Below are 20,539 nucleotides of genomic sequence, written 5' to 3' on the forward strand. Positions count from 1 at the left end.
CTCACGTCCCGGCGGTGTCCCGGGCGGTCCCCGGGTACCAGGGCCAGTACTTCGCGCTCGCACCGCCGTCGACGGTGATGTTGCTGCCGGTGACCATTGCGGAGTCGTCGGAGGCGAGAAATACCACGGCCGGCACGTAGTCGGCCGCGGTCGGCAGCCGGTCCATCGGGAATTGCCCGGCGAAGTCCATCGTGTACTCGGGTTCCGCGGTCCGCGGCGGGCCCGGCCGGGCCCGGACGGTCGCGGTCGGGGTGAAGCCGTTGACCCTGATCCCGTGCCCGGCCAGCTCCATCGCCGAGGACCGGACGAAGTTGATCAGGCCGCTCTTCGCCGTGGAGTAGCCGATGTTGCCGGGCTGGCCCTGGGTGGCCGCGGTGGACAGCACGACCACGATGCTGCCTCGACGACCGGTCCGGATCATCGAGGCCGCGGTGGCACGGGTGAACAGGAACGTCCCGGACAGGATGATGTCGACCTGCCGCCGGAACTCGGCGACCGGCATCGTCAGCAACCCCTTGTGGTTGAACTGCACCGCGTTGTTGACCAGCACGTCGACCCCGCCCCAGGTCCGCTCGGCGAGCCCGACGACCTCGTCGGCGTGATCCGGGTCCGTCACGTCGCCCGCCACCCAGAGGGCCTCACCTCCGGAGGCGGTGATCGTCTCCGCGGCCTCGGCGGCCACGTCCGGATCGATGTCGGTGCAGACGACCCGGGCCCCCTCCGCGGCGAGACCGGCGGCGAGCGTGCCGCCGATGTTCGGGCTGGCCCCGGTGACGATCGCCACCTTCGCGTCGAGTCTGGTCACAGGATGATGCTGACCTTTCCGTGCGGGCGCAGGGCGTCGAGATCGAGCACGGCCTTGCGGATCAGGAACCGGTAGCCGCCCTCGTCGGTGCGTCGGAGCAGGTGCCGGTACTCGCCGACGTAGGTGTCCAGGGTCCCGGCCCGGACCCGGAACACCGCGAAGTTGGCCCGGACCTGCACTCCCTCGTCGGTGTCGCGGGCACGAACGTTGCCGACGATCCGACGGGTGCGTGAGTGCGGGTACTCCGCGTGTGCCGCTCTCGTCAGCAGCGAGTTGACCCGCTGCTCCAGGAGGAAGCGGTCGTCCTGGACCAGGAACAGGTCTCGGTCCGGGTCGCCGTCGGGCAGGTCGGTGGAGGGGATCTGGTAGAAGCCGTCGGAGGTGAAGAGCTCCAGCCACTCGTGCAGCTGCCAGCGGTCCAGGAGGTCCGCCTCCTCGAACAGGAAGCGCTCGAGTGCGCGGATCTCGCCGTCGGACAGGGTCGACCAGCCGACGGCGCTGTGTTCGGCGCTGTGCTCGGCCGGGATCTGGGAGGTCGTCATCGGGTCACTCCTCTCGGACGGGTGCTAGGCGACCGGGGCGGCGCTGGTGTCGGCCCGCCGGCCGGCGAACACGCCGTCGAGCTCGTCGTGCGGCTCGTCGGGCAGGGTCTCGCTGTTGACAAGCTCGTTCCAGCGCCGCCACCAGGTCCGCATCTGCCACTCGTCGGAGCCGCTGGGGCGGTCCTTGTTCATTCCCCGCGAGATGTCCGACCACGGCAGCTCGCGGCGGGCGGCGAACGACCGCTGGCAGGTCTCCAGTGCCTCGACGTCGTCGGGTGAGGCCAGGCCGCCCGGGCCCCAGAAGGTCAGGAAGTTGTCCAGACGCTGCCGGTGCAGTTCGGCTCCCTCCTCCGGCGGTGCGAGGTGCCAGGCCGAGACCTCCATGTAGTCCGGGGCGACGGGGTCGATCTTGCGGATGACCACGCCCATGACCAGGTCGATCACCACGAGGTTGGGGAAGATCACGAGGTTGCGCGTCCCCTGCATCCGCTCGACCCACGCCTCGCCGTAGGTCTCGGCGAACTCGGCGAACCGCCGGTTCCGTTCGGTCTGGCCTGCCTCGGACAGTGGCCGCCCGAAGATGCTGCCGGTGGAGGGCGCGCCCATGGTCACGGCGTGGCCGTTGCCGAGGTCGGCGCTGCGGGACTGGCCGAGCAGAGCCGACGAGCCCTGGGCCCGCTCGCGGGCCGCGGTGTCGTCGCGCCCGGCCCGGGCGGCGACCGCCATCTCGAAGTAGCGCTGGTGGGTGGTCACCGCGTGGTAGCCGTCGAAGCTGTTCTCGGTCAGCAGTTTCCAGTTCGCGTTGACCGAGTACTCGTGGGTGCCCTCGAGCACCTGCATCCCCACGGCCGACTGGTCGCAGACGAGATCGAGGAACTCGGTGGCGCCGGCGAGATATGTGCGCAGGTCCGGTGCCTCGGGGTCGAAGCACACGAAGACGAAGCCCCGGTACGAGTCGACCTGGGCCGGTGCGGCCAGGCCGGGCCGGTCGAAGTCCGGGCCGTAGGAGGCGTCGTCGGGCAGTGAGACCAGCTTGCCCGCGTTGCTGAAGCTCCAGCCGTGGTAGAAGCAGGTCATGAACCGGGCGTTGCCCTTATCCTCGCGGCAGAGGATGGCCCCACGGTGGGGGCACGAGTTGACCCACACCCGGATCTGCCCGCGCGAGTCGCGGAAGAAGATCAGGGGGCGCCCGGCGACGTTGCGGGTGCGGAAGTCGTTCGGCTTGCGCAGCTCGGACTCGTGGCCGAGGTAGAGCCAGCACGTCGAGAAGATGTGGTCGCGCTCGCGGGCGAACACGTCCGGGGCGACCATGACCTCGCGGTTGACGCGGAACCGTGGCATCTCCCGGTCGTCGATGATGTATCCGGGCGTCCGTGCACTCTGTGACATCGCTGTCATCCCTTCCGTGCGGTGGTGGTCGTGGAGCCGGGAGCGGCGTGCTCGGGATCGGTGCCCGACCTACGTCGTTCCCACAGCAGCGCGAGTTCGGTGGGCGGCGGGGCGACCCGCAGGTTCAGCCACTCGACGGCCCGCTGCCAGGCGTCGAAGCAGGCCGCGTGCACCGCGGGGTCGGCCGAGTCGAGGTGGAAATCCGGCCCGACACCGGGGTAGCGCACCACCGAGCAGTGGGCCTGCGCCGAGGCCGTCACCGTCTGCTCGAGCCGGTCGGCGACCGGATCGAGCCCCGAGGGAGGCAGTCCGAACAGGCCCAGCCACGGGGTCCGGAGCCGGTCGAGGTGGGCGAGGTCCGGCCCGGTGTCCGGGGAGATGCTGACCGCCGCACCGATCCGGTCGGTCGCCAGGTGCAGGGCCGCGCGGGCACCTGCCCCGTACCCGAGGACCGCGCAGCCGTCGGCCGCGAAGCCGCGCCGCTCGAGGACGTCGAGCAGCCGGTGGGCGTCGTCGCGCAGCTCGCTGTCTTCTGCGCCGGGTGGCAGCCGGGCCCCGACGGAGGTGTAGCCGTGCCCGGCGAGCTCATTGAGCACGGCGGCGGTCCCGCCGAGCTCGTCCGGGGCGTCGAGTACGACGACGGCGCCGCGCGGGGCGCCCCCGAGTCGGATCTCGTCGACCGCCAGCCGGCCGGACGGGGCGTCGAGCACGAGCCGGGTCGGCTCGACCCGGGGAAGGGTGTCTTCCATCAGTAACTCCTCGTGGTCGTCGGCACTGGGACGCGGTGCCGGGGGCGGCGGTCGGGCCGGGTTCACGAACGGCCCGCTCCCGCACCCACCATCAAGTCGGCCACCGGGGTCCTCGCGGTGACCGCCCGGCGCAGGGCCACGAACTCCTTCGGGGCGTCGACCACGACGCCTCCGACGACCCTGTCGTCGGTGTCGCCGTAGACGGCGACCAGCGGTCCGTCCGGGTGCTCGCCCACTCCGCCACGTAACCGCGCGAGCCGGCCGGCGCGCGGCGAGCCGACGATCTGGATCCGGTGCCCGTACTGGTCGGACCAGACGTAGGGCGGCTGCGCGGGACGCGGTGTCCGGCCGAGGATCCCGGCGGCGACCAGCTCGGCGTGCTCCCCGGCGTTGGTCCAGTGCTCGATGCGCACGTCGGGACCCAGGGTCGGGTGCGGGCGGCGGGCCACGTCGCCGGCGGCCCAGATCCGCTCGTGGCCCCGCACCCGCAGGTCCGGGCCGCATAGCACGCCGTCGACTAGGGGCAGCCCGGAGGAGCGCAGCCACCCGGTGGCCGGCACGGCCCCGATCCCCACCACGATCACGTCGCCGGAGACGACGCGGTCGTCGGCGAGGTGGACCCGCAGCCGACGGTCGCGCTCGACCCGCTCCACTCGGGCCCCGGTGAGTAGCTGCGTGCCGTGTGTGACGTGCAGGCCCCCGAGGCGGTCACCCACCTCGGCGCCGACAACCGGCTCCATCGGGTGGTCCAGGGCCTCCAGCACGGTCACCTCGACGCCGAGCGACCGGGCCGACCCGGCCACCTCGGCGCCGATGAACCCGGCCCCGACCACGACCACGTGCCGGGCGGTGGTCAGCGCCGCGCGCAGCCGGGTGGCGTCATCGGCGGTCCGCACGGTGAACACGCCAGGCACGGACTCGGTGCCGGGCAGTGGCCGGGCGTCGGCCCCGGTGGCGATGACGAGCTGGTCGTAGCCCAGCTCGTCGCCGTCCCCGGTCGTCACCACGCGCCGGGCCGGGTCCAGTGCGAGCGCCGGGCGGTTCAGGTCGACCGCGATGTCGAGCTCGGCGAGCTCGGCCGGGTCGACGAGCGGGACGAGCTCACCGGAGACGAGGGTGTCCTTCGACAGCGGCGGCTTGTCGTACGGCGGGTGCGGCTCCCGTCCGAGGATCCGGATCGGGCCCGCGTGCCCGCCGCGGCGCAGTGCCTGTGCGGTCCGCACTCCGGCGACCGAGTTGCCGACGACGAGCACGGAGTCCTGCCCGCCCGGCCGCTCTGCAGCGCGGGCGGGGTGATCGACGCCGGACACGGCCTCACACCTGCTCGACGAGGTGCGCCAGCTCGGGACGCCGCTTGGAGATCCCCGCCGCGTCGGCGGTCTGCCGGGTCACCTTCCCGTCCCGGAAGAACTCGAGGAACAGCGGGTTGAACAGGTCGGGCCGGTCGGTCTGGCCCTGGTGGCCGCAGTCGTCGGGGTAGAAGAACTGCACCTCCGGCAGCACGTCCTCCTGCTGGTAGCCCGACTCGACGGGGTTGAGGACGTCCTGGCGGCCGTAGAGGTAAACCGCGGGGATCCCGAGCCGGTCGAGCCGTCCGCGGGTGGACATCCGCGCCGCCAGCGCGGGGTCCTCCCAGGGCACTCGCCCGCCGTACTGCATCAGCGACGGCCAGTACCGCGCGTGCGCCTCGCGCTGGCGTTCGGCGGCCAGGTAGCGCATCTCGATGACGTCGTCGGTGACGGCCTCACCACGGTGGATGATGGTGGTCATCAGCTCGCGCATGCTCTCCCGCGTGCCCTGGTACGGCGGGATCGCGATGCCGCCCTCCGGTCGCGGCGTCGACGGCGGGAGCTGATCACCGATGCCCCCCGCGATCAGCGCGTAGCTGATCACCCGCTCCGGGTGGGCGACGACGTAGTTCACAGTGTTCATGCACCCCATCGAGTTCCCCGCGAGGTGGAACCGGTCCAGACACAGCGCGGTGGTGAACTCCTGCAAGAAGTCGACGTGGCTGTGCACCCCGTCGGGCTGATGCTCGGGCGAGGTGTCGGCGTGGCCGAACCCGGGCTGGTCCGGACAGTAGACCCGGAACCCGTTGGCTCCCAGGTACGGCGCCATGAACCGCCAGCCCGCGGTTCCGGACGAGCCCGGGAGCCCCCCGTGCAGGAGAACCACGGCGGGCCCGTGGTCCCCGGCGGTCATGTAGTGCGCACGGGCGCCGCTGGCCAGGCGGACCCAGCGGCTCGCCATTCCCGGGATCGGGACGAGACCCTCGTCGGTGAGCGCCATCAAGACACCTCTTTCTGATCGTTTCCTGATCGGTGGTGAGCGGGGTCGGTCGGGTCAGTCCTCGTCGAAGACTGCGAAGACCTTGTTCGAGTTGAAGATCTCGGTGGTGACGATGTCGGACGACCTCAGGGCCAGGCCCAACTCGTCCATCGCACCGAGCAGGCAGAACCAGTTGAGCATCTCGTGCTGCCCGGCATCGACGATCTCGCGACCGGTGGCCTCGGCCCACGGCGTCCGGTCACCCGCGACCAACGCGTCGTAGAAGCGTTGGTCGGCTGCGGTGTCGGGGCGCAGGTGCCAGTCCTTGTCGTTGAGGAACGCGTGCGACCAGCTCGACGAGGCGACGTAGGCGACCCGCCGGCCGGTCGCGCCCATGCTCCGCGCCACAGCGGCCCCGAGTGCCATGCACCGGGCTGGGGTGGGGCCCACCGGGTCGAGCTGCTCGTCGGCGATCTCGGCGAAGCGGGCCAGCCCGCCGCGCCGGGCGATCGCGTGCTGGCCATAGCAGTTCACGGTGATCGGCAGGATCCGGTACGGGAACTCCCGTCCCGCGTTGTCGTAGTCAAGGAAGATCTGCGTGTTGAGGATCGCGTGCGGGAAGTGCGACTCCTCCCGCTTGCGGTAGGAGTAGGCCATGTCGAACCCGGCCCCGATCAGGTCGTCGGTGAGCTGGCGGGCGCCGTCCACGTCGCCGCGCAGGACGAAGGTCGTGTCGGAGGGCAGGCCCCACGCGTTCGGCAGTCCGCGGTCTGCCTGGGTCCCGAACGGGTGGACCTCCAGGTCGGAGTAGGCCAGTACGCAGAACGGCGGAATGACCTCCTCGCGAAAGTTCTCGAACTGGTCGTCGCCCCATACGACGACGACGTCCGGGGCGAAGTCGTCGAGGGCCTTGCGGCACTGCGCCAGGTTGGCCACCAGCGCGGCGCGGTGCTCCGCCGCGGCGGCGGCACCGCCGTCGTCGGACCATTCGGCGCGCATCTGCTCCGACCAGGTGGAGACGTCCTTCTCGGCGGAGGGGATGTCGGGGTCACCGAGTGTCCACCGAAGGAGGTTCGCCATGTTGGCGTCGGTGCCCGCGAGCAGCGGGTAGTGGGTGAGGCCGAGACCGAGCGACCGGGACATGGGCAACCTCCTCGTTGCGGGACCTGCCACGACGGACGGGTGGCGGGAGTGCGGGCCGTGACCCCGACCGACGGGCTCACCGGGACTCAACCGTGCCGTCACGCCCGAGGCCCCGACGAGCCGGTGTTCCGGCCACTGGGACGGGCCGGCAAGCGGCGTCGCGAGCGGACCCGGCGCCATCCCGGCGGCCGGAACGTCCTGTGGGACGGGAGCCGGATCTGCCCGACGATGGGTGTCGATGAGCAATGACAACGATGGGGTTCGCGCGGGCGTCTCGATTGCGATCCTCGCCACCTGCGGTGTGAAGGTTTCGATCATGCAGACCATCGTCGTGCCGCTGCTGCCACTGTTCCCGTCGATCATGGGTGTGGCGCCGTCGACCGCCGCCTGGCTGGTGACCGCGACTCTGCTCGCCGGTGCGGTCGCCGCCCCCGTCCTGGGTCGGCTCGGTGACATGTTCGGCAAGCGCCGGCTGCTCGTCGTCTCGCTGGGGCTGGTGGTCGTCGGCTCGGTGATCGGCGCGCTTGCCCCGAACATCGGTGTGCTTATCGCCGCGCGGGCGGTTCAGGGGGCCTCGCTCGCTGTGATCGCGCTCGGCATGAGCCTGATGCGGGACGTGCTCCCGCCGGAGCGGGTCGGCCACGGCGTCGCGCTGACCAGCTCGTCGCTGGGGGTCGGCGGTGCATTGGGGCCGCCGGTGAGCGGCCTGGTCGTCGAGTGGGCCAGCTGGCGCTGGCTCTTCGCGGCGGGCGCCGTCGTCGCCGTGGTCCAGTTGCTGCTCGTTGCCGCCGTCGTGCCGGAGTCGCCGCTGCGCAGCGGGGGCCGATTCGACCTGATTGGGGCCGGTGGGTTGACGCTGGCGCTGACGTCGTTGCTGCTCGGTATCTCGAAGGGTCACGAATGGGGGTGGGGGAGCCCGCTGGTGATCGGGCTGCTGGGGGGTGCCGTCGTGGCGCTGCTTCTGTGGGGGCGTTACGAGCTGTCGCGGCCGTCGCCACTGGTGGATCTGACGGTCTCGGCCCGCCGGGCGGTGCTGCTCACCAACGTGTACACCGTTCTGGCCGGATTCGCCATGTTCGTCCCCTTCATGCTCGCGACCCAGATCCTGCAGGCCCCGCCGGCCACCGGCTTCGGGTTCGCCCTCTCGCCCGCGCTCGCGGGCGTCCTGCTGATCCCGGTCGGGGCCGCGATGATGATCTTCCCGACGGTGTCGGCAGTCCTCTCCCGCCGCCGCGGCGCCCGGGTCACCCTCGTTGTCGGCACGTCGCTGATCGCGCTCGGTGCGCTCGGGATCGCGACCCGACCGGGATCGGTGGGGCTGCTGGTCGCGGTGGCGGCGGTCGGGGCGACCGGTGCCGCCCTGGCCTACTCCGCGCTCCCGCTGCTGATCATGCAGGCGGCTCCGGAAGGGGAGACCGCCACGGCCAACAGCGTGAACACGCTCATGCGGCAGATCGGGACGTCGCTGTGCACCGCCGTGGTCGCCTCGGTCGGTTCGGCGATGACCGTCCACATCGGGGGCGATGTCCTGTCCGGTGCCGGAGCGGTGTCCACGATCTTCGTGATTGCGGCGGCGAGTGCCGCGCTCGCCGCCATTCTCGCCGGCTGTGGCTGACCAGGACCACGACCACTGGACCGAGGTCGTCGAGGTCGACGAGCAGCCGGATGTCGCGGGTCAGGGCATCGTCGGCGAGCGTGTCGGGGTAGTAGACCCCGACGGTGACCTCGTCGCCGGTGAGCTCGCAGTCCTCACCCAGCTCCTCGGCCAGCCGTCCCGGGCCAGTGGGTGGACCGAGTGCAACGTGACCGAGAGCCCGGCCGTCCCCGCGCGCGTGGCCCACTGCGTTGCGAGCCAGCGCATCTCCACCGCGCCGTCGTGGTCGGCGACGACCAGCCGGATCCAGTGCGGATCCGGCGCGATGTGGACGCCCAGGCCGTCGAACCGGGTCGAGCACTCCCGGAGCCGGTCGAGGTTCAGGACCTCGCCGAGGCGGGCACCGGTGCCGGTGTCGGGGCTGGTGTTCCTGCTGGTGATCGTCATGGTGGCCCTCCACTGGGTCGGCGAGGCTCGGCGGCGGGAACGCGGTTCTGCCTCAGCACGGCGGTGGTGGGGCCCCCAGGGGGCGGCGGGGGTTCGGTCTGGCCCGGGCGGTGTGAGACCACGACCCCGGCCAGGAACAGGAACAACCGGTCCGCCCCGCGGCGAGGGCCCCAGCGGGGGACCCGCGCCCCGCGAGACCGCACCGGTGCTCCCAGCCGGCGCCGGGCTGACCGGCTCCGCTACATCCCCGTCGGGTTCTGGCGGTCTCACCCGGCCGGGTCGGACGGGTTCATCGCCGCGCACCCCACCGCCGGTGTGCTGACCTGCGGACGATCCCACCGCCGAGCCTCACCCGACCCCAGACCCTGGCCCACCACCGAAGATCAGCGTCGGCCACGCGTCCGGGGGGCGGAGCGCCGGTGAGACGCCCCCCAACCCGAGCAGACGGCGATCAGCCCAGGGCCGCGCCCTAGCTGTGCTGTCCGGGCACGTTGGTGACGGTCCGGCACGCGATCGATGATCGTGAAATGGGCGAGGGCCTCCGGGTTCGGTGTGGATCACCACAACACACCGCCGAACCCGAGGAGGCCCTCTGGTGATCCACCGCAGGCGCCCCACTGACCCCGACCGGCCGGCTGCGGCTGGCCCGGGGTGTCGTCGACCAGGGCTGGAACCTGCGTCGCGCCGCCGAGCGGTTCCAGGTCGCTCACACCACCGCCGCGCGCTGGGCCGGCCGATACCGCCACGGCGGCGAGCAGGCCATGAGCGACCGCTCCAGCCGGCCACACCACAGTCCCCGCCGCACCAGCCGGGTCGTCGAGGTGGAGGTCCTGCGGCTGCGTGACGCCCACAAGATCGGGCCGCTGCGTATCGCCGACCGGGTGCCGGTCGCCGCTTCGACGGTGGCGCAGATCCTGCGCCGCCACCACCGGCCGAGCCTGGCCGCGTGTGACCGCGCCACCGGCGAACCGATCCGCCGCTACGAACGCGCCCGCCCTGGTGAGCTCGTCCACGTCGATGTGAAGAAACTCGGCCGGATCCCCGACGGCGGTGGGCACCGCGTCCACGGCCGCGCCGTGGGACGGGCGAACCAGGCCCGAGCCGGCGGCCGCGGCTACCTGTTCCTGCACACCGCCCTCGATGACCACTCCCGGCTGGCCTACACCGAGACCCTGCCCGACGAGAAGGCCGCGACCTGCGCCGAGTTCCTGCGCCGGGCGCACGCCTGGTTCACCGGCCACGGCGTGCACATCGAACGGGTCCTCACCGACAACGCCTGGTCCTACCGCAAGAACACCTGGCGCCTGACCTGTCACGACCTCGACGTCGGGCGCCGATTCACCCGGCCCTGGCGCCCGCAGACCAACGGAAAAGTGGAGCGCTTCCACCGCACCCTGCTCGACGAATGGGCCTACCACCAGCCCTATGGGTCCGAGACCGAACGACAGATCGCGTTCGGCGACTGGCTCGACTGGTACAACTTCCACCGACCCCACACCGGAATCCGCGGCCACGCACCCGCCGACCGCGTCACCAACCTCTCCGATCAACAGATCTAGCCGAGCGGTACGAGGAGCAGGACGCGGCGGTGCTCGCCACCGGGCGGCTGCTGCGCCACGAGCTGGAGCTGATCCGGCGGGGGGGACGGGAATCCCCGGCTGGTACCTCACCACCAAGCTGCCGCTGGTGGCCGAGGACGGTGCGGTGCTCGGTGTCGTCCGCGTGTCCGAGGACCTGGGCCGCAGGGTCGCCGACGACCCCGCCATGCCGGCCCTTGGCCGGGTCGTCGAGCTGGTGGGCAGCGTCTGAACCGGCCACCGTGCGTCGAGGAGATGGCTGCGGCCGCCGGCTGTTCGGTGTCGGTGCTGGAACGCCGGATGCGTCGCGTGTTCGGCCTGGCCCCGACCCAGTTCGTGCTGCGCGCCCGGATCGACCACGCCCGCGCGTTGCTGGCCGACCCGGAGCGGTCGCTGGCCGGGATCGCGCTGGCCTGCGGGTTCCATGACCAGTCGGCGTTCACCCGGCAGTTCGCGCGGCTGGCGGGGGAGACCCCGGGGCAGTACCGCCGGAACCTGGTCTGAGGAACCCCGCCGGGGCGGCCGAGGTCAGGGTGGAGTGTCAGGGGGCGGTGCGGGCGACCATGTCGCGGACCGTGGCCAGTGTCCGGTCCGGGAACTCGAGATGCATCGCGTGTGTCGAGCCCGGCCAGGTCGCGAGTGTCCCGCCGAAGCCTTCGGCCAGCCTCCGGTGACTGGCGTTGACCCTGCCGGCCTTGCGGTCGGCGGTTACCACGACGGTGGGCACGGCGCGGAGGTCGGTCTCGCGGAAGCGCTCGGCCGTACGCGCGAGACCGCGTAGCGACCGCCGCAGCTGGGGATGGTCGGTGTCCGCGAGGCGTCGATACGTATCGACGCAGTCGGGGCGGAACGGACGGCGTCGAATCGACCTGTCGATGAACCGGAGCGTGGCGTACCTCAGCAGCAACGGCACGCCGGGGAGACGGGCGGCGGCGGCGACCGTCCCGTAGGCGCGTTCCATCCGCGCGGCGACGGTGGGTTCGTTGATCGGGGTGGGGTCCAGGAGGACGAGCCCGGCTACGTCGTCGGGGTGGTCGTGCGCGAGCGATGCGGCGGCGGCGCCACCGAGGCTCTGGCCCACGACGACGACGGGGCCGGTCTGCAGGTCGGTGACCAGGCGGTGCAGGTGCGACGACGCCTCGGCGAAGGTTCCGCTCTCGGTGGAGAGCCCGGTCCCCGGGCGGTCGTACTCGATCACTCGACAGCCCGGCTCGTCGCGCAGTCCCTCGACGAGGCCGGGGAAGAAGTGGCGACTGGAGGCGGCACCTCCGGCCAGCAGCAACACCGTGGGGCCATCGCCGTCATGGACGTGGACGGTCTCGTGCATCAGCACTCCTGTTCGTGGGATCGAGCGGTGTGGCCGAAGTCGACGCGCCGCGGGGCGCTCGTGGCGGGTGTCAGCGGCCCAGCATGCGTGCCGCGTCCTCGGATCGGGCGAGGCTGCGCAGCAGGGCTGCTCGACCGGTCTGGTCGATGTCGTCGGTGAGCGCGGTGACGGCGGGCTCGCCGCCCTCGCGCAGGCGCTGGAACAGCGTTCGGTGCAGGGCCGCCATCGCCGCCGCGTCGAAGTCGGGGCGGACGAACGTCAGCAGCAGACGCAGCTCGTCCTCGCAGCGTCGGTAGCTGTCTATGAGCAGTGGGTTGCCGGACGTGGCGACGATTCGTTCGTGGATCGCGCTGTGCGCCATGGTGAGTTCGCGCCACGCGGGCGGCGTGCCGCGTTCCGCGATCGCCTCCAGGTGCTCGACGGCGGCCTCGACCTGCGAGAGGTCCGCATCGGCGGCCTGGGCGAGCCGCAGCGCCCCGAGTTCGAGCACCTTGCGGTAGTCGAAGAGCTCGTCGATGCGGTTCCTGCTGAGCGGGGCCACGCCGACGCCGCGATGGCGTTCGTGGGTGACCAGACGGGAGTCGACCAGCAGGCGCAGCGCGGCACGGATCGTGTGCCGGGCGACGTCGAACCGCTTCGCGAGGCTCTCCTCGCGGAACCGGGTGCCGACCGGGTGTGCGCCGTCGAGCAGCTCGTCGCGTAGCGCGGCGGCGACGCGCTCCGCTGCGGTTCCCGCGCCGTCGTCCCGGTGGATGGTTGCGCTCATGTCTGCACCTCCATATTGTTCCACAATACAGGTCAGCGATTGATGAACAGTTTGGCGCACCTCGCGCCGTCGATCTGCAGGTGAGCGAGGCCCGGACCCGATCCGTCACCTCGCGCTACGGGGGGCGACGCACAGTCCTATGAACGAGAGCACCCAGGTCTACGGCAGCTCCGGTCCTCCGGTGCTGCTGCTCCCCGGAGGTCACGTCAGCTGTCGTGGCTTCTATCCCGGCTACCCGGAGGCCCTCGTCGCGGACCCGGGTGCGCGCGTGATCCTGCACGACCGACCGGGCACGGGGATCTCGTCGGTGCCGGGGACCCTCGCCGACGCGAGCGAGGACCTGCACGCGCTGGTGGACCGACTGGGGCTGGGGCCGGTCGTCGTGGTCGGGCAGAGCCTCGGCGGCGACGTGGCCCTGCACTTCGCGCGGGACTTCCCCGACGACGTCGCCGGGCTCGTACTGCTCGATCCCATGCCGTGCGGCGACGCGGAGCTCGCCCGCACGATCGAGGGCATGCACGCCAGGACAGCGCGTGCCGTCCGTCTACCCCCGGTGCGCTGGCTCCTGCGTCGCAGGATGCGCACCGTGATCGAGCGTGCCGTCGAGAACACAGGACTGACCGGCCCGTACGCCGACGCGGCGCGGGCGAACGCCGACATCGACATCCGCGAGCTCTCGCGTGCGCTCGAGGGCCTTGCCGAGCGCGCGGCGGGCTTCGACGCGTCGGACCTGCGCCGGGCCGTCCCGGCGGCGGTCGTCAGCGCCGACCACGAGCCGGGCAGGATCGGCGACCGGGCACGGGCCGTCCACGCTCGGATCGCCGCGGCGCTCGGCGTACCGGTCACCCGGTGGTCTGGCACCTCGCACGGGCTCCACCTCGAGCGGCCCGAGCAGACGATCGACGTCATTCGCGCGGTCGTACGCAAGAGCGCGAGCCGCGCGTGAGTGCCGCGGATCCGACGGCGCGGCATCGCCGCGGCGTCCCCGAGCCGCTCGCCGCCGGCGTCGTCACACCATCCACCGGAGGTCATCCCATGTCCGAACCCACCGATGCCGAGCTCGACGCGCTGCTCACCGCGCGGCCGAGCATGTCCCGCGCCCAGCTGCGACTGCTCGTCGGAGGATGGGCGCCCCCGCCGCCGGGTGCGCTGCCGTGGGCCGGCGCGGAGCCGAGGGCCCGTCGGCGGGCCGAGCTCGCGGACGCGTTTCCCGCCGAGTGGCTCGTGGTCCCCAGCGGTCGTCCGCAGCGCCGGTGCAACGACCTGCTGTATCCGTTCCGGCCGGGCTCGGACTTCACCTGGCTGGTCGGCGACGACGAGCCGGGGTCCGTGCTCGTCGTCGATCCATCGGGAGCGTCCACGCTCTACCGCGACGAACGTCCCGCGCTCGGCGATCCGCTGTCGCTGATCGACGGTCACCGTGGCGCGTTCTGGGCCGGTCAACCGACGCCGTCTCCGGTCGTCGCCGCCGAGCTCGGCCTGGCCGTACTCCCGCTCTCGCTGCTGCCCGGCGTACTCGCCGACGCCCGCTCCGGTCGGGCGATCCACGGACTCGACGCCGACGTCGACGCCGCCATCCCGACCAGCGATGCGAGCGCCGAGCTCCCGCGCACGATCGCGCGGATGCGGCTGATGAAGGACACCCACGAGATCGCTCTCCTCCGACAGACCGCGGCCGACACCGTCGCGGGGTTCGCAGCGCTCGCCGCGGCGCTCCCGGCGGCCGTCGCGCACGGTGAGGCGCACCTGGAGGGTGTGTTCGCCCGGCACGCGCGCACGGTGGGGCACGGTCCCGCCTACAACTCTGTCGTCGGCGCCGGGGACCACGCCACGGTGCTGCACTGGATGCGCAACGACGGTGCGGTACGAGCTGAGGACCTCGTGCTGGTCGACGCCGGTGTCGAGGGGGCCGAGCGGTACGCGGCGGATGTGACTCGCACGTTCCCCGTGTCCGGCTCGTTCACCCTCGAGCAGCGAGCCGTCTACGACGTCGTGTTCGCCGCTCAGGAGGCGGCGCTCGCCCTCGTCCGACCGGGCGCGGCGCTGCGTGACCTGCATGCGGCCGCGCTCGAGGTCGTGGGTGCGGGGCTGCGCCGCCTCGGTGTGCTCACCGACGAGGTCGCCGGCGAACTGACCGACGCGCAGGCGGCGGTCCGGTGGATGCCGCACGGCATCGGCCACATGCTCGGGGTCGACCTGCACGACTGCACGGCGGTCGCGGCCGAGTGGATGACGGCGCCGCTCGAGCCCGGTCACGTCATCACGGTCGAGCCCGGCGTGTACCTGTCGCCGCACGATGCGCACGTGCCAGGGCACCTGCGCGGGATCGGTGTACGGATCGAGGACGACGTCGTGGTGACCGAGGACGGGTACGAAAACCTCACGGCGGCGCTACCGCGGTCCTCGGACGATGTCGAACGGTGGATCACCTCGATCAACGCGCGAGGTGCGGCGTGAGCACACCGGAGTTCATGTCCCCCGAGCACGTCGCGATCATGCGCGAGAAGCTGCTCGATGAACCGAGCGTGCTCGCGGTCTGCCGCGACCTCGACCGCGCCTACGGCATCGCCTACGTCCTCGACGCCGGCCCCGACGGGGAGCAGGTCCGTTGGCAGATGACGTTCGACCCGGTGACCGGTGTCCAGGTCGATCTGGGCGATCCCGCGCACGCCGACGTGATGTATCGCGGCGACTGGGTCGCGGTGATGCGGGCGGCGGCGGTCCGGCGGCGCGGCGAGGAACCGGCCGATCCGCTCACGGTCCACGGCGACCCCGCCGTGCTCGAGCGGATCGGCCCGGCCTTTGCGGCGGCGCACCGGGTGGCGGCGATCGAGACGAGCCTGCCCGACGTCGAACAGCGGCCGCCGCAGCACGCGCGGATGGGCGCCGACGTCCGCGACACCCCGCTGTACGCGGTGGTCGCGCAGCACCTCGACCGCCTCCTCGGGCCGACGTACGGCCGGCCCGGTGCGCTCCGCGACCTCGAGGTGTCGCCCGACGGCACACAGGTCGTCGTGACCGCGACGGTGCTCGACGGGCCCGACGCATCCCCCAGGACCGCGATCCTCGCGGTGCGCGACGGGTCGCTCGAGCTACTCACCTCCGACGTCGGGTCGGCGCACGGCGCACGGTTCGCACCGGACGGTCGCACGCTCGCCTTCCTCACCGACCGTCGGACACCCGGTGCCGCAGAGGCCGCCCTGCTGCGGACCGGCCTGGGCGAAGCCGTGGCGGCGCCGGCGGTGGCCGGCGCGGTCGAGTACGTGCGCTGGTCACCGGACGGTCGGCGGCTGCTGCTGGGGGTGGCCGGCGAGGGAGCCGACCGGGCCGCCGCGGCGGGCTCGGGGACGACCGCGGCACGCCCCGACCCCGACCGTGCCTCCTGGCTGCCCCGGGTGACCTCGGACTCCGACGACCTCCCGTGGCGGACGCTATGGGCCGTCGACGTCGACAGCGGCGGGCTGCGTCGGATCGGCCCCGAGCGGTGGAACGTCTGGGAGGCCGACTGGGCCGGATCGGACGCCGTGGTCGCGATCGCCTCGACCTCCCCGGACGAGGACGCCTGGTACAACGCGACGCTCGACCATCTCGACCTCGACACCGGTGACGTCCGGACCCTGCTCACCAGCGACGTCCAGCTCGCCGTGCCCGCCGGATCCCCCGACGGCCGGCGGATCGCCGTCGTGCAGGCACTGTGCAGCGACCGCGGCATCGCCGCCGGGGCGCTCACCGTCGTCGACGTCCACACCGCCGAGACCCACATGCCGGACACGCTCGGCGCCGACGTCTCGGACGTGCGGTGGATCGACGCCCATCGGCTCGGGTACGCGGGCCTGCGGCGTCTGGAGTCCGTCGCCGGCACCGTCGATACGACTCGGTGGACCGTCGAGGAGGTGGTGCGGAGCGCGGGCTCCCTCGGCGGCGCGGCGATGCATCCGGCGGCGGCCTTCGCCGGCGACGACGTGCTCACCATCCAGGAGAGCTACGTCGAGCCGCAGCGGATCGTGCGCACCTCGAGCGGCCGGGAACACCTGCTGTACGAGCACCGCCATGCCGGCATCGACCACCTCCGCTCGATCGCCGGAACCGCCACCGCGGTGCAGTGGGAGGCGCCGGACGGACTCGAGATCGACGGCATCCTCTGCACCCCGGACGGCGACGGCCCGTTCGCACTCGTGGTCAACCTGCACGGCGGACCGGTCTGGGGTTTCCGCGCCACCCAGGGCATGACCTACCCCTGGGTGGCGTTCCTCGTCTCGCGCGGCTTCGCCGTGCTGAGCCCGAACCCGCGGGGCAGCAGCGGCCGCGGACGGGCCTTCGCCGAGCGCGTCGTCGGCGACATGGGCGGCGCCGACGCGCACGACGTGCTCGCCGGGATCACCGCGCTCGTCGCCCGCGGCCTCGCCGACCCGGATCGGGTCGGGCTCATCGGCGGCAGCTACGGTGGGTTCCTCTCCGCGTGGCTCCCCACACTGGACACGCGCATCGCGGCCGCCGTGCCGATGTCCCCGGTCACCGACTGGACCAGCCAGACGTTCACGACGAACATCGCGAGATGGGGACTGCAGTTCCTGCAGTCCGACCCCCTGGACGCGGACAGCCACCTGCGCACCAGGAGCCCCGTGACGTACGCGAGCCGGGTGCGGACGCCGTGCCTGCTCGTCGCCGGAGCGCACGACCGGTGCACCCCGCCGGGCCAGGCCGAGGAGTTCCACGGCGCCCTGAGGCTGCACGACGTGCCGTCCGCGCTCGTCGTCTACCCGGAAGAAGGCCACGGCGTACGGCACCCCGCCGCTCGTGCGGATCTCCTGACCAGGGTGGCCTCGTGGTTCGAGCGACACATGCCCCAGTGAACGGGACGGGCGTGGCCCCGTCGACGCGACAGGCAACAGCACACACGGAGGAGAGCACGGTGGACGACGAGGTACGCATCTACGGTGAGACAGGTCAGCCCGTGCTGCTCATTCCGGGCGGTAACGTCACCTGCGACGGCTTCTACCCGGAGCTGATCGAGGCGTTGCTGGACGACCCCGGAGCTCGGGTGATCGTCCACGACCGGCCGGGGACGGGCTCGTCACGCACCGACGGCACGATCGCCGGGGCCACCCGGCACCTGCATGCGCTCATCCGGCGTCTCGGCATGGGCCCCGTCGTGGTGGTCGGACAGAGCCTCGGGGGCGGGATCGCGCTCCTGCTGGCCCACGACCACCCCGACGACGTCGCAGGCATCGTCGTCCTGGACGGCACGCCGGTGAACGCCGAAGGGGTCGCGCGCCAGGTCGAGCAGTCGCTGGTGGACGGCGCGGCGGCCGTCACCGATCCCGCCGCACGTGCCACCGTCGACCAGGCCACCGCGGCCTGGGTCGAGTCCGAGATCGAGAACCACCGGATGCGGCCGCCGCAGGCGGAGGCGATGAGGCGAAGCTTCCAGGTCGACAAGGCGCGCCTCGCCGACTACGCGAAGGGGCTGGGCGACATCGCCGCGACGTTCGACGAGACACGTCTACGTCCCGACATCCCGGCTGCGATCATCAGCGCGGACTACCCACCAGGCAACGAGCTGACCGACGCAGGCCTGGCCGCACACCGGCGCATCGCCGAGGCGTTCAGGACGGTCGCCACGATATGGCCCGGCTCACTTCACACAGTGCACCTGTCGCATCCCCAGGAGACCATCGAGGTGGTCCGCGCCGTCACGCGCCGCGCTGCCGGCATCTGATCTGCGCTCGGCGGCGGTCGGGGTGAACACCAGCTCGACATCATGACCGGCGCACCACCCGGACACGGTGGCACTTGCGGTGCGGGGGAGAAGTTCGTCCCGACCGACGAGGCCGCCTTGTGGTCGTTCCCGGTAGTCAACGTCGGCTGGCTGCATCGCCTGCCTGGCCTTGGTACTTGGCGTCGTGACCGACCGCCGCACTGGACGGCCACCTACGATCTCACTCCTGCTGGTCTGCAGAGGGCGGTGGATCTCCTGAGTCCGGCACACCGCCGTCCGGCCCGGGACTACAAGCGCCACCACACCGTGTCCGGGCCATGATGTCGCCACCCACGGCGCCGAGATCGGCAATTTGTTCGAGGTGCCCGCGACGCCGGACGCACCGCCCCCACAGGCGCTCACCGCAAGCCAGGAACGACTCAGCCGCGAACCATCTGCATGTGGACGCGCTTCGCCCGCAACGGCGACCCCGTCACCCCGGCATGGACCGACACCAACCGACGTCCGGCCCTGTTCCGGCGCACCCGGACGAGGGTCCGAACTCTCGGTCACCGATCACCGCGCCTTGCATCACTGCGCACTCCGGGACGACGTGAAGGGACCGGTAGGTCCTGCGAGACACGGGCGCGGTTGTCCGATCGAAGATCGTCGACCGGTCCGTGTGCAACGACAGGATTGCCCCCTGCGAAGCCACCGATGAGTCTCAGCCCAGCCACAGGTCTCAATGGCGACAGCAACGACAAGGAGACCCATGCAACAGCTACTGAAGGTCCAGAACTTCACCGTCTCCACCGACGGCTACGGCGCCGGGGAAGGCCAGAACCTGCAGCGACCCTTCGGCCACGCCGATCCAGTCATCCTGGCCTCGTGGGCCTTCGCCACCGCCAGTTTTCCGGGTCGCAAGGAGCCAGGCGGCTCACGCGGGCTGGACGACCACCTGGCCCGCGACTTCCACCACAACATCGGCGCCGAGATCATGGGGCGCAACAAATTCAGTCCGCAGCGCGGCCCGTGGGCTGACCACGAGTGGCAGGGCTGGTGGGGTGACGAGCCGCCCTTCCACACCCCCGTCTTCGTGCTCACCCACCACCCGCGCCCGTCCTTCACCCTCGCCGACACCACGTTCCACTTCGTCGACGGCACCCCCGAGAATGCCCTGGACAACGCCCGTGCAGCAGCCGACGGCCGGGACGTCCGCCTCGGCGGGGGCGCACAGACCATCCGCGCCTTCCTCGAGGCGGACCTGGTCGACACCCTGCACGTAGTGGTCTCCCCACTAGAACTCGGCTCGGGCAGCAGGCTTTGGCAATCCCCAGACGAACTCGACGATCGCTTCCATCACGACGTCGTTCCGAGCCCCAGCGGGGTGGTCCACCACCTCCTCTGGAGACGCTGACCGACCGATTGCGCTTGCTCGCGCGCTCGACCAACTGCGTCCCGCTGGCCGACCCCTACCGCACACCCCCGAATTCGTCCTGTAGAACGTGAGCTCAGCGCCAGAGTCGGAGCCAGCAGCCGGGTGCACGAGATCGTCGATCACGGATCACCGGCCGATCGCGGAAGCGTCACCGCCGCAGAGCATCGTCTCGCTCGCGGCGATGCCCGCGGCTGTGCGGGACGGCTGGCCGCGCCACAACACGATGTTCCTGAACCACGGTGTCACCGGTGTCGACTCTGCCGTCGACCGCATCCGATCCGCCGGCGGACATGCCGACGACCCGGTCGAGACCGATCACGGGCGGTCCGCGAGCTGCACGGACGTCCAGGGACCGCCCTTCGCCATCCACGAGGGCGATTCCTGCGGGCACCGTCGGCTGAGCTACCTGACCTTCGAGGTCACCGACTCCGCTCGTGCCCGGGCCTTCGTCAGCGCCACATTCGGCTCGAGCTTCAGGTCCGGCAGCCACGACGACGGCTGGCAAGTCGACGAGCTGTACCCGATGGCAGGCCTGCACAGTCGACATCGACAGCCGACCGTGGTGCCGATGTACGTGGTGGACGACATCGGGGCGATCATGAACGGAGTGCGCGCCGCCGGGGGCATCGCCGACGATCCCCAGCGCCAGCCTTGCGGGCCCGTCACCAGCTGCCTCGACGATCAGAGCATCCGCGTCTACCTCGGGAAGATCTCCTGACCTGGGCAAACGCTGGGCCGTACAGCCCAACCTGACGCAAGGTCCGCCGTGAAGTCAGGCAGCCGTCTCGGATCGACA

Annotated in this window: 20 protein-coding genes; 10 read left to right on the forward strand and 10 right to left on the reverse strand. The window is 71.8% G+C overall.

Annotation, left to right across the window (positions count from 1 at the left end; genetic code table 11):
* Position 1: 1 nt before the first annotated feature.
* The 7 genes from AD017_RS29100 to AD017_RS29130 all read right to left on the reverse strand — a co-directional run bounded on the left by AD017_RS29100 (position 2) and on the right by AD017_RS29130 (position 6,896).
* Positions 2 to 805, reverse strand: a complete 804-nt coding sequence (locus tag AD017_RS29100; RefSeq protein WP_060576816.1) for an SDR family NAD(P)-dependent oxidoreductase — start codon at positions 803 to 805, stop codon at positions 2 to 4.
* Positions 802 to 1,347 carry an aromatic-ring-hydroxylating dioxygenase subunit beta gene (locus AD017_RS29105; RefSeq protein WP_082538419.1) on the reverse strand — a complete coding sequence of 182 codons (546 nt, stop codon included), beginning with the start codon at positions 1,345 to 1,347 and terminating at the stop codon, positions 802 to 804. Before AD017_RS29105 ends, AD017_RS29100 begins: the two co-directional genes overlap by 4 nt.
* A 24-nt stretch (positions 1,348 to 1,371) precedes the next feature.
* Positions 1,372 to 2,736: a Rieske 2Fe-2S domain-containing protein gene (locus tag AD017_RS29110; RefSeq protein ID WP_060576817.1), complete on the reverse strand. Its 1,365-nt coding sequence runs from the start codon at positions 2,734 to 2,736 to the stop codon at positions 1,372 to 1,374.
* Between the two features lie 5 nt (positions 2,737 to 2,741).
* Positions 2,742 to 3,485, reverse strand: a complete 744-nt coding sequence (locus tag AD017_RS29115; RefSeq protein ID WP_060576818.1) for a dienelactone hydrolase family protein — start codon at positions 3,483 to 3,485, stop codon at positions 2,742 to 2,744.
* Between the two features lie 62 nt (positions 3,486 to 3,547).
* Positions 3,548 to 4,795 carry an NAD(P)/FAD-dependent oxidoreductase gene (locus AD017_RS29120; protein ID WP_227012912.1) on the reverse strand — a complete coding sequence of 416 codons (1,248 nt, stop codon included), beginning with the start codon at positions 4,793 to 4,795 and terminating at the stop codon, positions 3,548 to 3,550.
* Between the two features lie 4 nt (positions 4,796 to 4,799).
* Positions 4,800 to 5,774, reverse strand: a complete 975-nt coding sequence (locus AD017_RS29125; protein WP_060576819.1) for an alpha/beta fold hydrolase — start codon at positions 5,772 to 5,774, stop codon at positions 4,800 to 4,802.
* 54 nt (positions 5,775 to 5,828) lie between these two features.
* Entirely contained in the window at positions 5,829 to 6,896 is a 1,068-nt protein-coding gene (locus tag AD017_RS29130) for an extradiol ring-cleavage dioxygenase (protein ID WP_060576820.1), read from the reverse strand.
* Positions 6,897 to 7,212: 316 nt separating this feature from the next.
* On the opposite strand from AD017_RS29130, the gene AD017_RS29135 reads away from it, so the two are divergent.
* Entirely contained in the window at positions 7,213 to 8,511 is a 1,299-nt protein-coding gene (locus AD017_RS29135; RefSeq protein ID WP_227013395.1) for an MFS transporter, read from the forward strand.
* Positions 8,512 to 8,571: 60 nt separating this feature from the next.
* Here AD017_RS29135 and AD017_RS35575 read toward each other — a convergent pair whose 3' ends face one another.
* A complete protein-coding gene (locus AD017_RS35575; RefSeq protein WP_060576822.1) occupies positions 8,572 to 8,937 on the reverse strand; it encodes a hypothetical protein in 366 nt (121 codons plus the stop codon).
* 617 nt (positions 8,938 to 9,554) lie between these two features.
* Between AD017_RS35575 and AD017_RS29145 the strand changes: the two genes are divergently transcribed.
* The 3 genes from AD017_RS29145 to AD017_RS34800 all read left to right on the forward strand — a co-directional run bounded on the left by AD017_RS29145 (position 9,555) and on the right by AD017_RS34800 (position 11,018).
* Positions 9,555 to 10,496 carry an IS481 family transposase gene (locus AD017_RS29145; RefSeq protein ID WP_060576823.1) on the forward strand — a complete coding sequence of 314 codons (942 nt, stop codon included), beginning with the start codon at positions 9,555 to 9,557 and terminating at the stop codon, positions 10,494 to 10,496.
* 127 nt (positions 10,497 to 10,623) lie between these two features.
* Positions 10,624 to 10,746 carry a hypothetical protein gene (locus AD017_RS37125; protein WP_255389537.1) on the forward strand — a complete coding sequence of 41 codons (123 nt, stop codon included), beginning with the start codon at positions 10,624 to 10,626 and terminating at the stop codon, positions 10,744 to 10,746.
* Positions 10,747 to 10,769: 23 nt separating this feature from the next.
* Entirely contained in the window at positions 10,770 to 11,018 is a 249-nt protein-coding gene (locus AD017_RS34800; RefSeq protein WP_060576824.1) for a helix-turn-helix transcriptional regulator, read from the forward strand.
* Positions 11,019 to 11,055: 37 nt separating this feature from the next.
* Here AD017_RS34800 and AD017_RS29155 read toward each other — a convergent pair whose 3' ends face one another.
* Both AD017_RS29155 and AD017_RS29160 read right to left on the reverse strand, forming a co-directional pair.
* The gene (locus tag AD017_RS29155; protein WP_145984137.1) at positions 11,056 to 11,841 is read right to left on the reverse strand and encodes an alpha/beta fold hydrolase; all 786 of its coding nucleotides are present in this window, start codon (positions 11,839 to 11,841) and stop codon (positions 11,056 to 11,058) included.
* A 70-nt stretch (positions 11,842 to 11,911) separates the two neighbouring features.
* Positions 11,912 to 12,607 carry a GntR family transcriptional regulator gene (locus AD017_RS29160; RefSeq protein WP_060576825.1) on the reverse strand — a complete coding sequence of 232 codons (696 nt, stop codon included), beginning with the start codon at positions 12,605 to 12,607 and terminating at the stop codon, positions 11,912 to 11,914.
* Between the two features lie 139 nt (positions 12,608 to 12,746).
* Between AD017_RS29160 and AD017_RS29165 the strand changes: the two genes are divergently transcribed.
* The 6 genes from AD017_RS29165 to AD017_RS29190 all read left to right on the forward strand — a co-directional run bounded on the left by AD017_RS29165 (position 12,747) and on the right by AD017_RS29190 (position 20,461).
* Positions 12,747 to 13,553, forward strand: coding sequence for an alpha/beta fold hydrolase (locus AD017_RS29165; protein WP_060576829.1), 807 nt, complete (start codon positions 12,747 to 12,749; stop codon positions 13,551 to 13,553).
* 89 nt (positions 13,554 to 13,642) lie between these two features.
* Positions 13,643 to 15,064 carry an aminopeptidase P family protein gene (locus AD017_RS29170; protein WP_060576831.1) on the forward strand — a complete coding sequence of 474 codons (1,422 nt, stop codon included), beginning with the start codon at positions 13,643 to 13,645 and terminating at the stop codon, positions 15,062 to 15,064.
* Positions 15,061 to 17,460 (forward strand): S9 family peptidase, encoded by a 2,400-nt coding sequence (locus AD017_RS29175; RefSeq protein ID WP_227012913.1) that lies wholly within the window; start codon positions 15,061 to 15,063, stop codon positions 17,458 to 17,460. Before AD017_RS29170 ends, AD017_RS29175 begins: the two co-directional genes overlap by 4 nt.
* Positions 17,461 to 17,519: 59 nt before the next feature.
* Positions 17,520 to 18,326 (forward strand): alpha/beta hydrolase, encoded by an 807-nt coding sequence (locus tag AD017_RS29180; RefSeq protein ID WP_060576833.1) that lies wholly within the window; start codon positions 17,520 to 17,522, stop codon positions 18,324 to 18,326.
* 751 nt (positions 18,327 to 19,077) lie between these two features.
* Positions 19,078 to 19,722, forward strand: coding sequence for a dihydrofolate reductase family protein (locus AD017_RS29185; RefSeq protein WP_060576834.1), 645 nt, complete (start codon positions 19,078 to 19,080; stop codon positions 19,720 to 19,722).
* Between the two features lie 214 nt (positions 19,723 to 19,936).
* Entirely contained in the window at positions 19,937 to 20,461 is a 525-nt protein-coding gene (locus AD017_RS29190; RefSeq protein ID WP_145986097.1) for a hypothetical protein, read from the forward strand.
* Positions 20,462 to 20,539 lie beyond the last annotated feature (78 nt).

Source organism: Pseudonocardia sp. EC080619-01 (assembly GCF_001420995.1).
In the GTDB taxonomy this organism is placed as follows: Bacteria; Actinomycetota; Actinomycetes; order Mycobacteriales; family Pseudonocardiaceae; genus Pseudonocardia.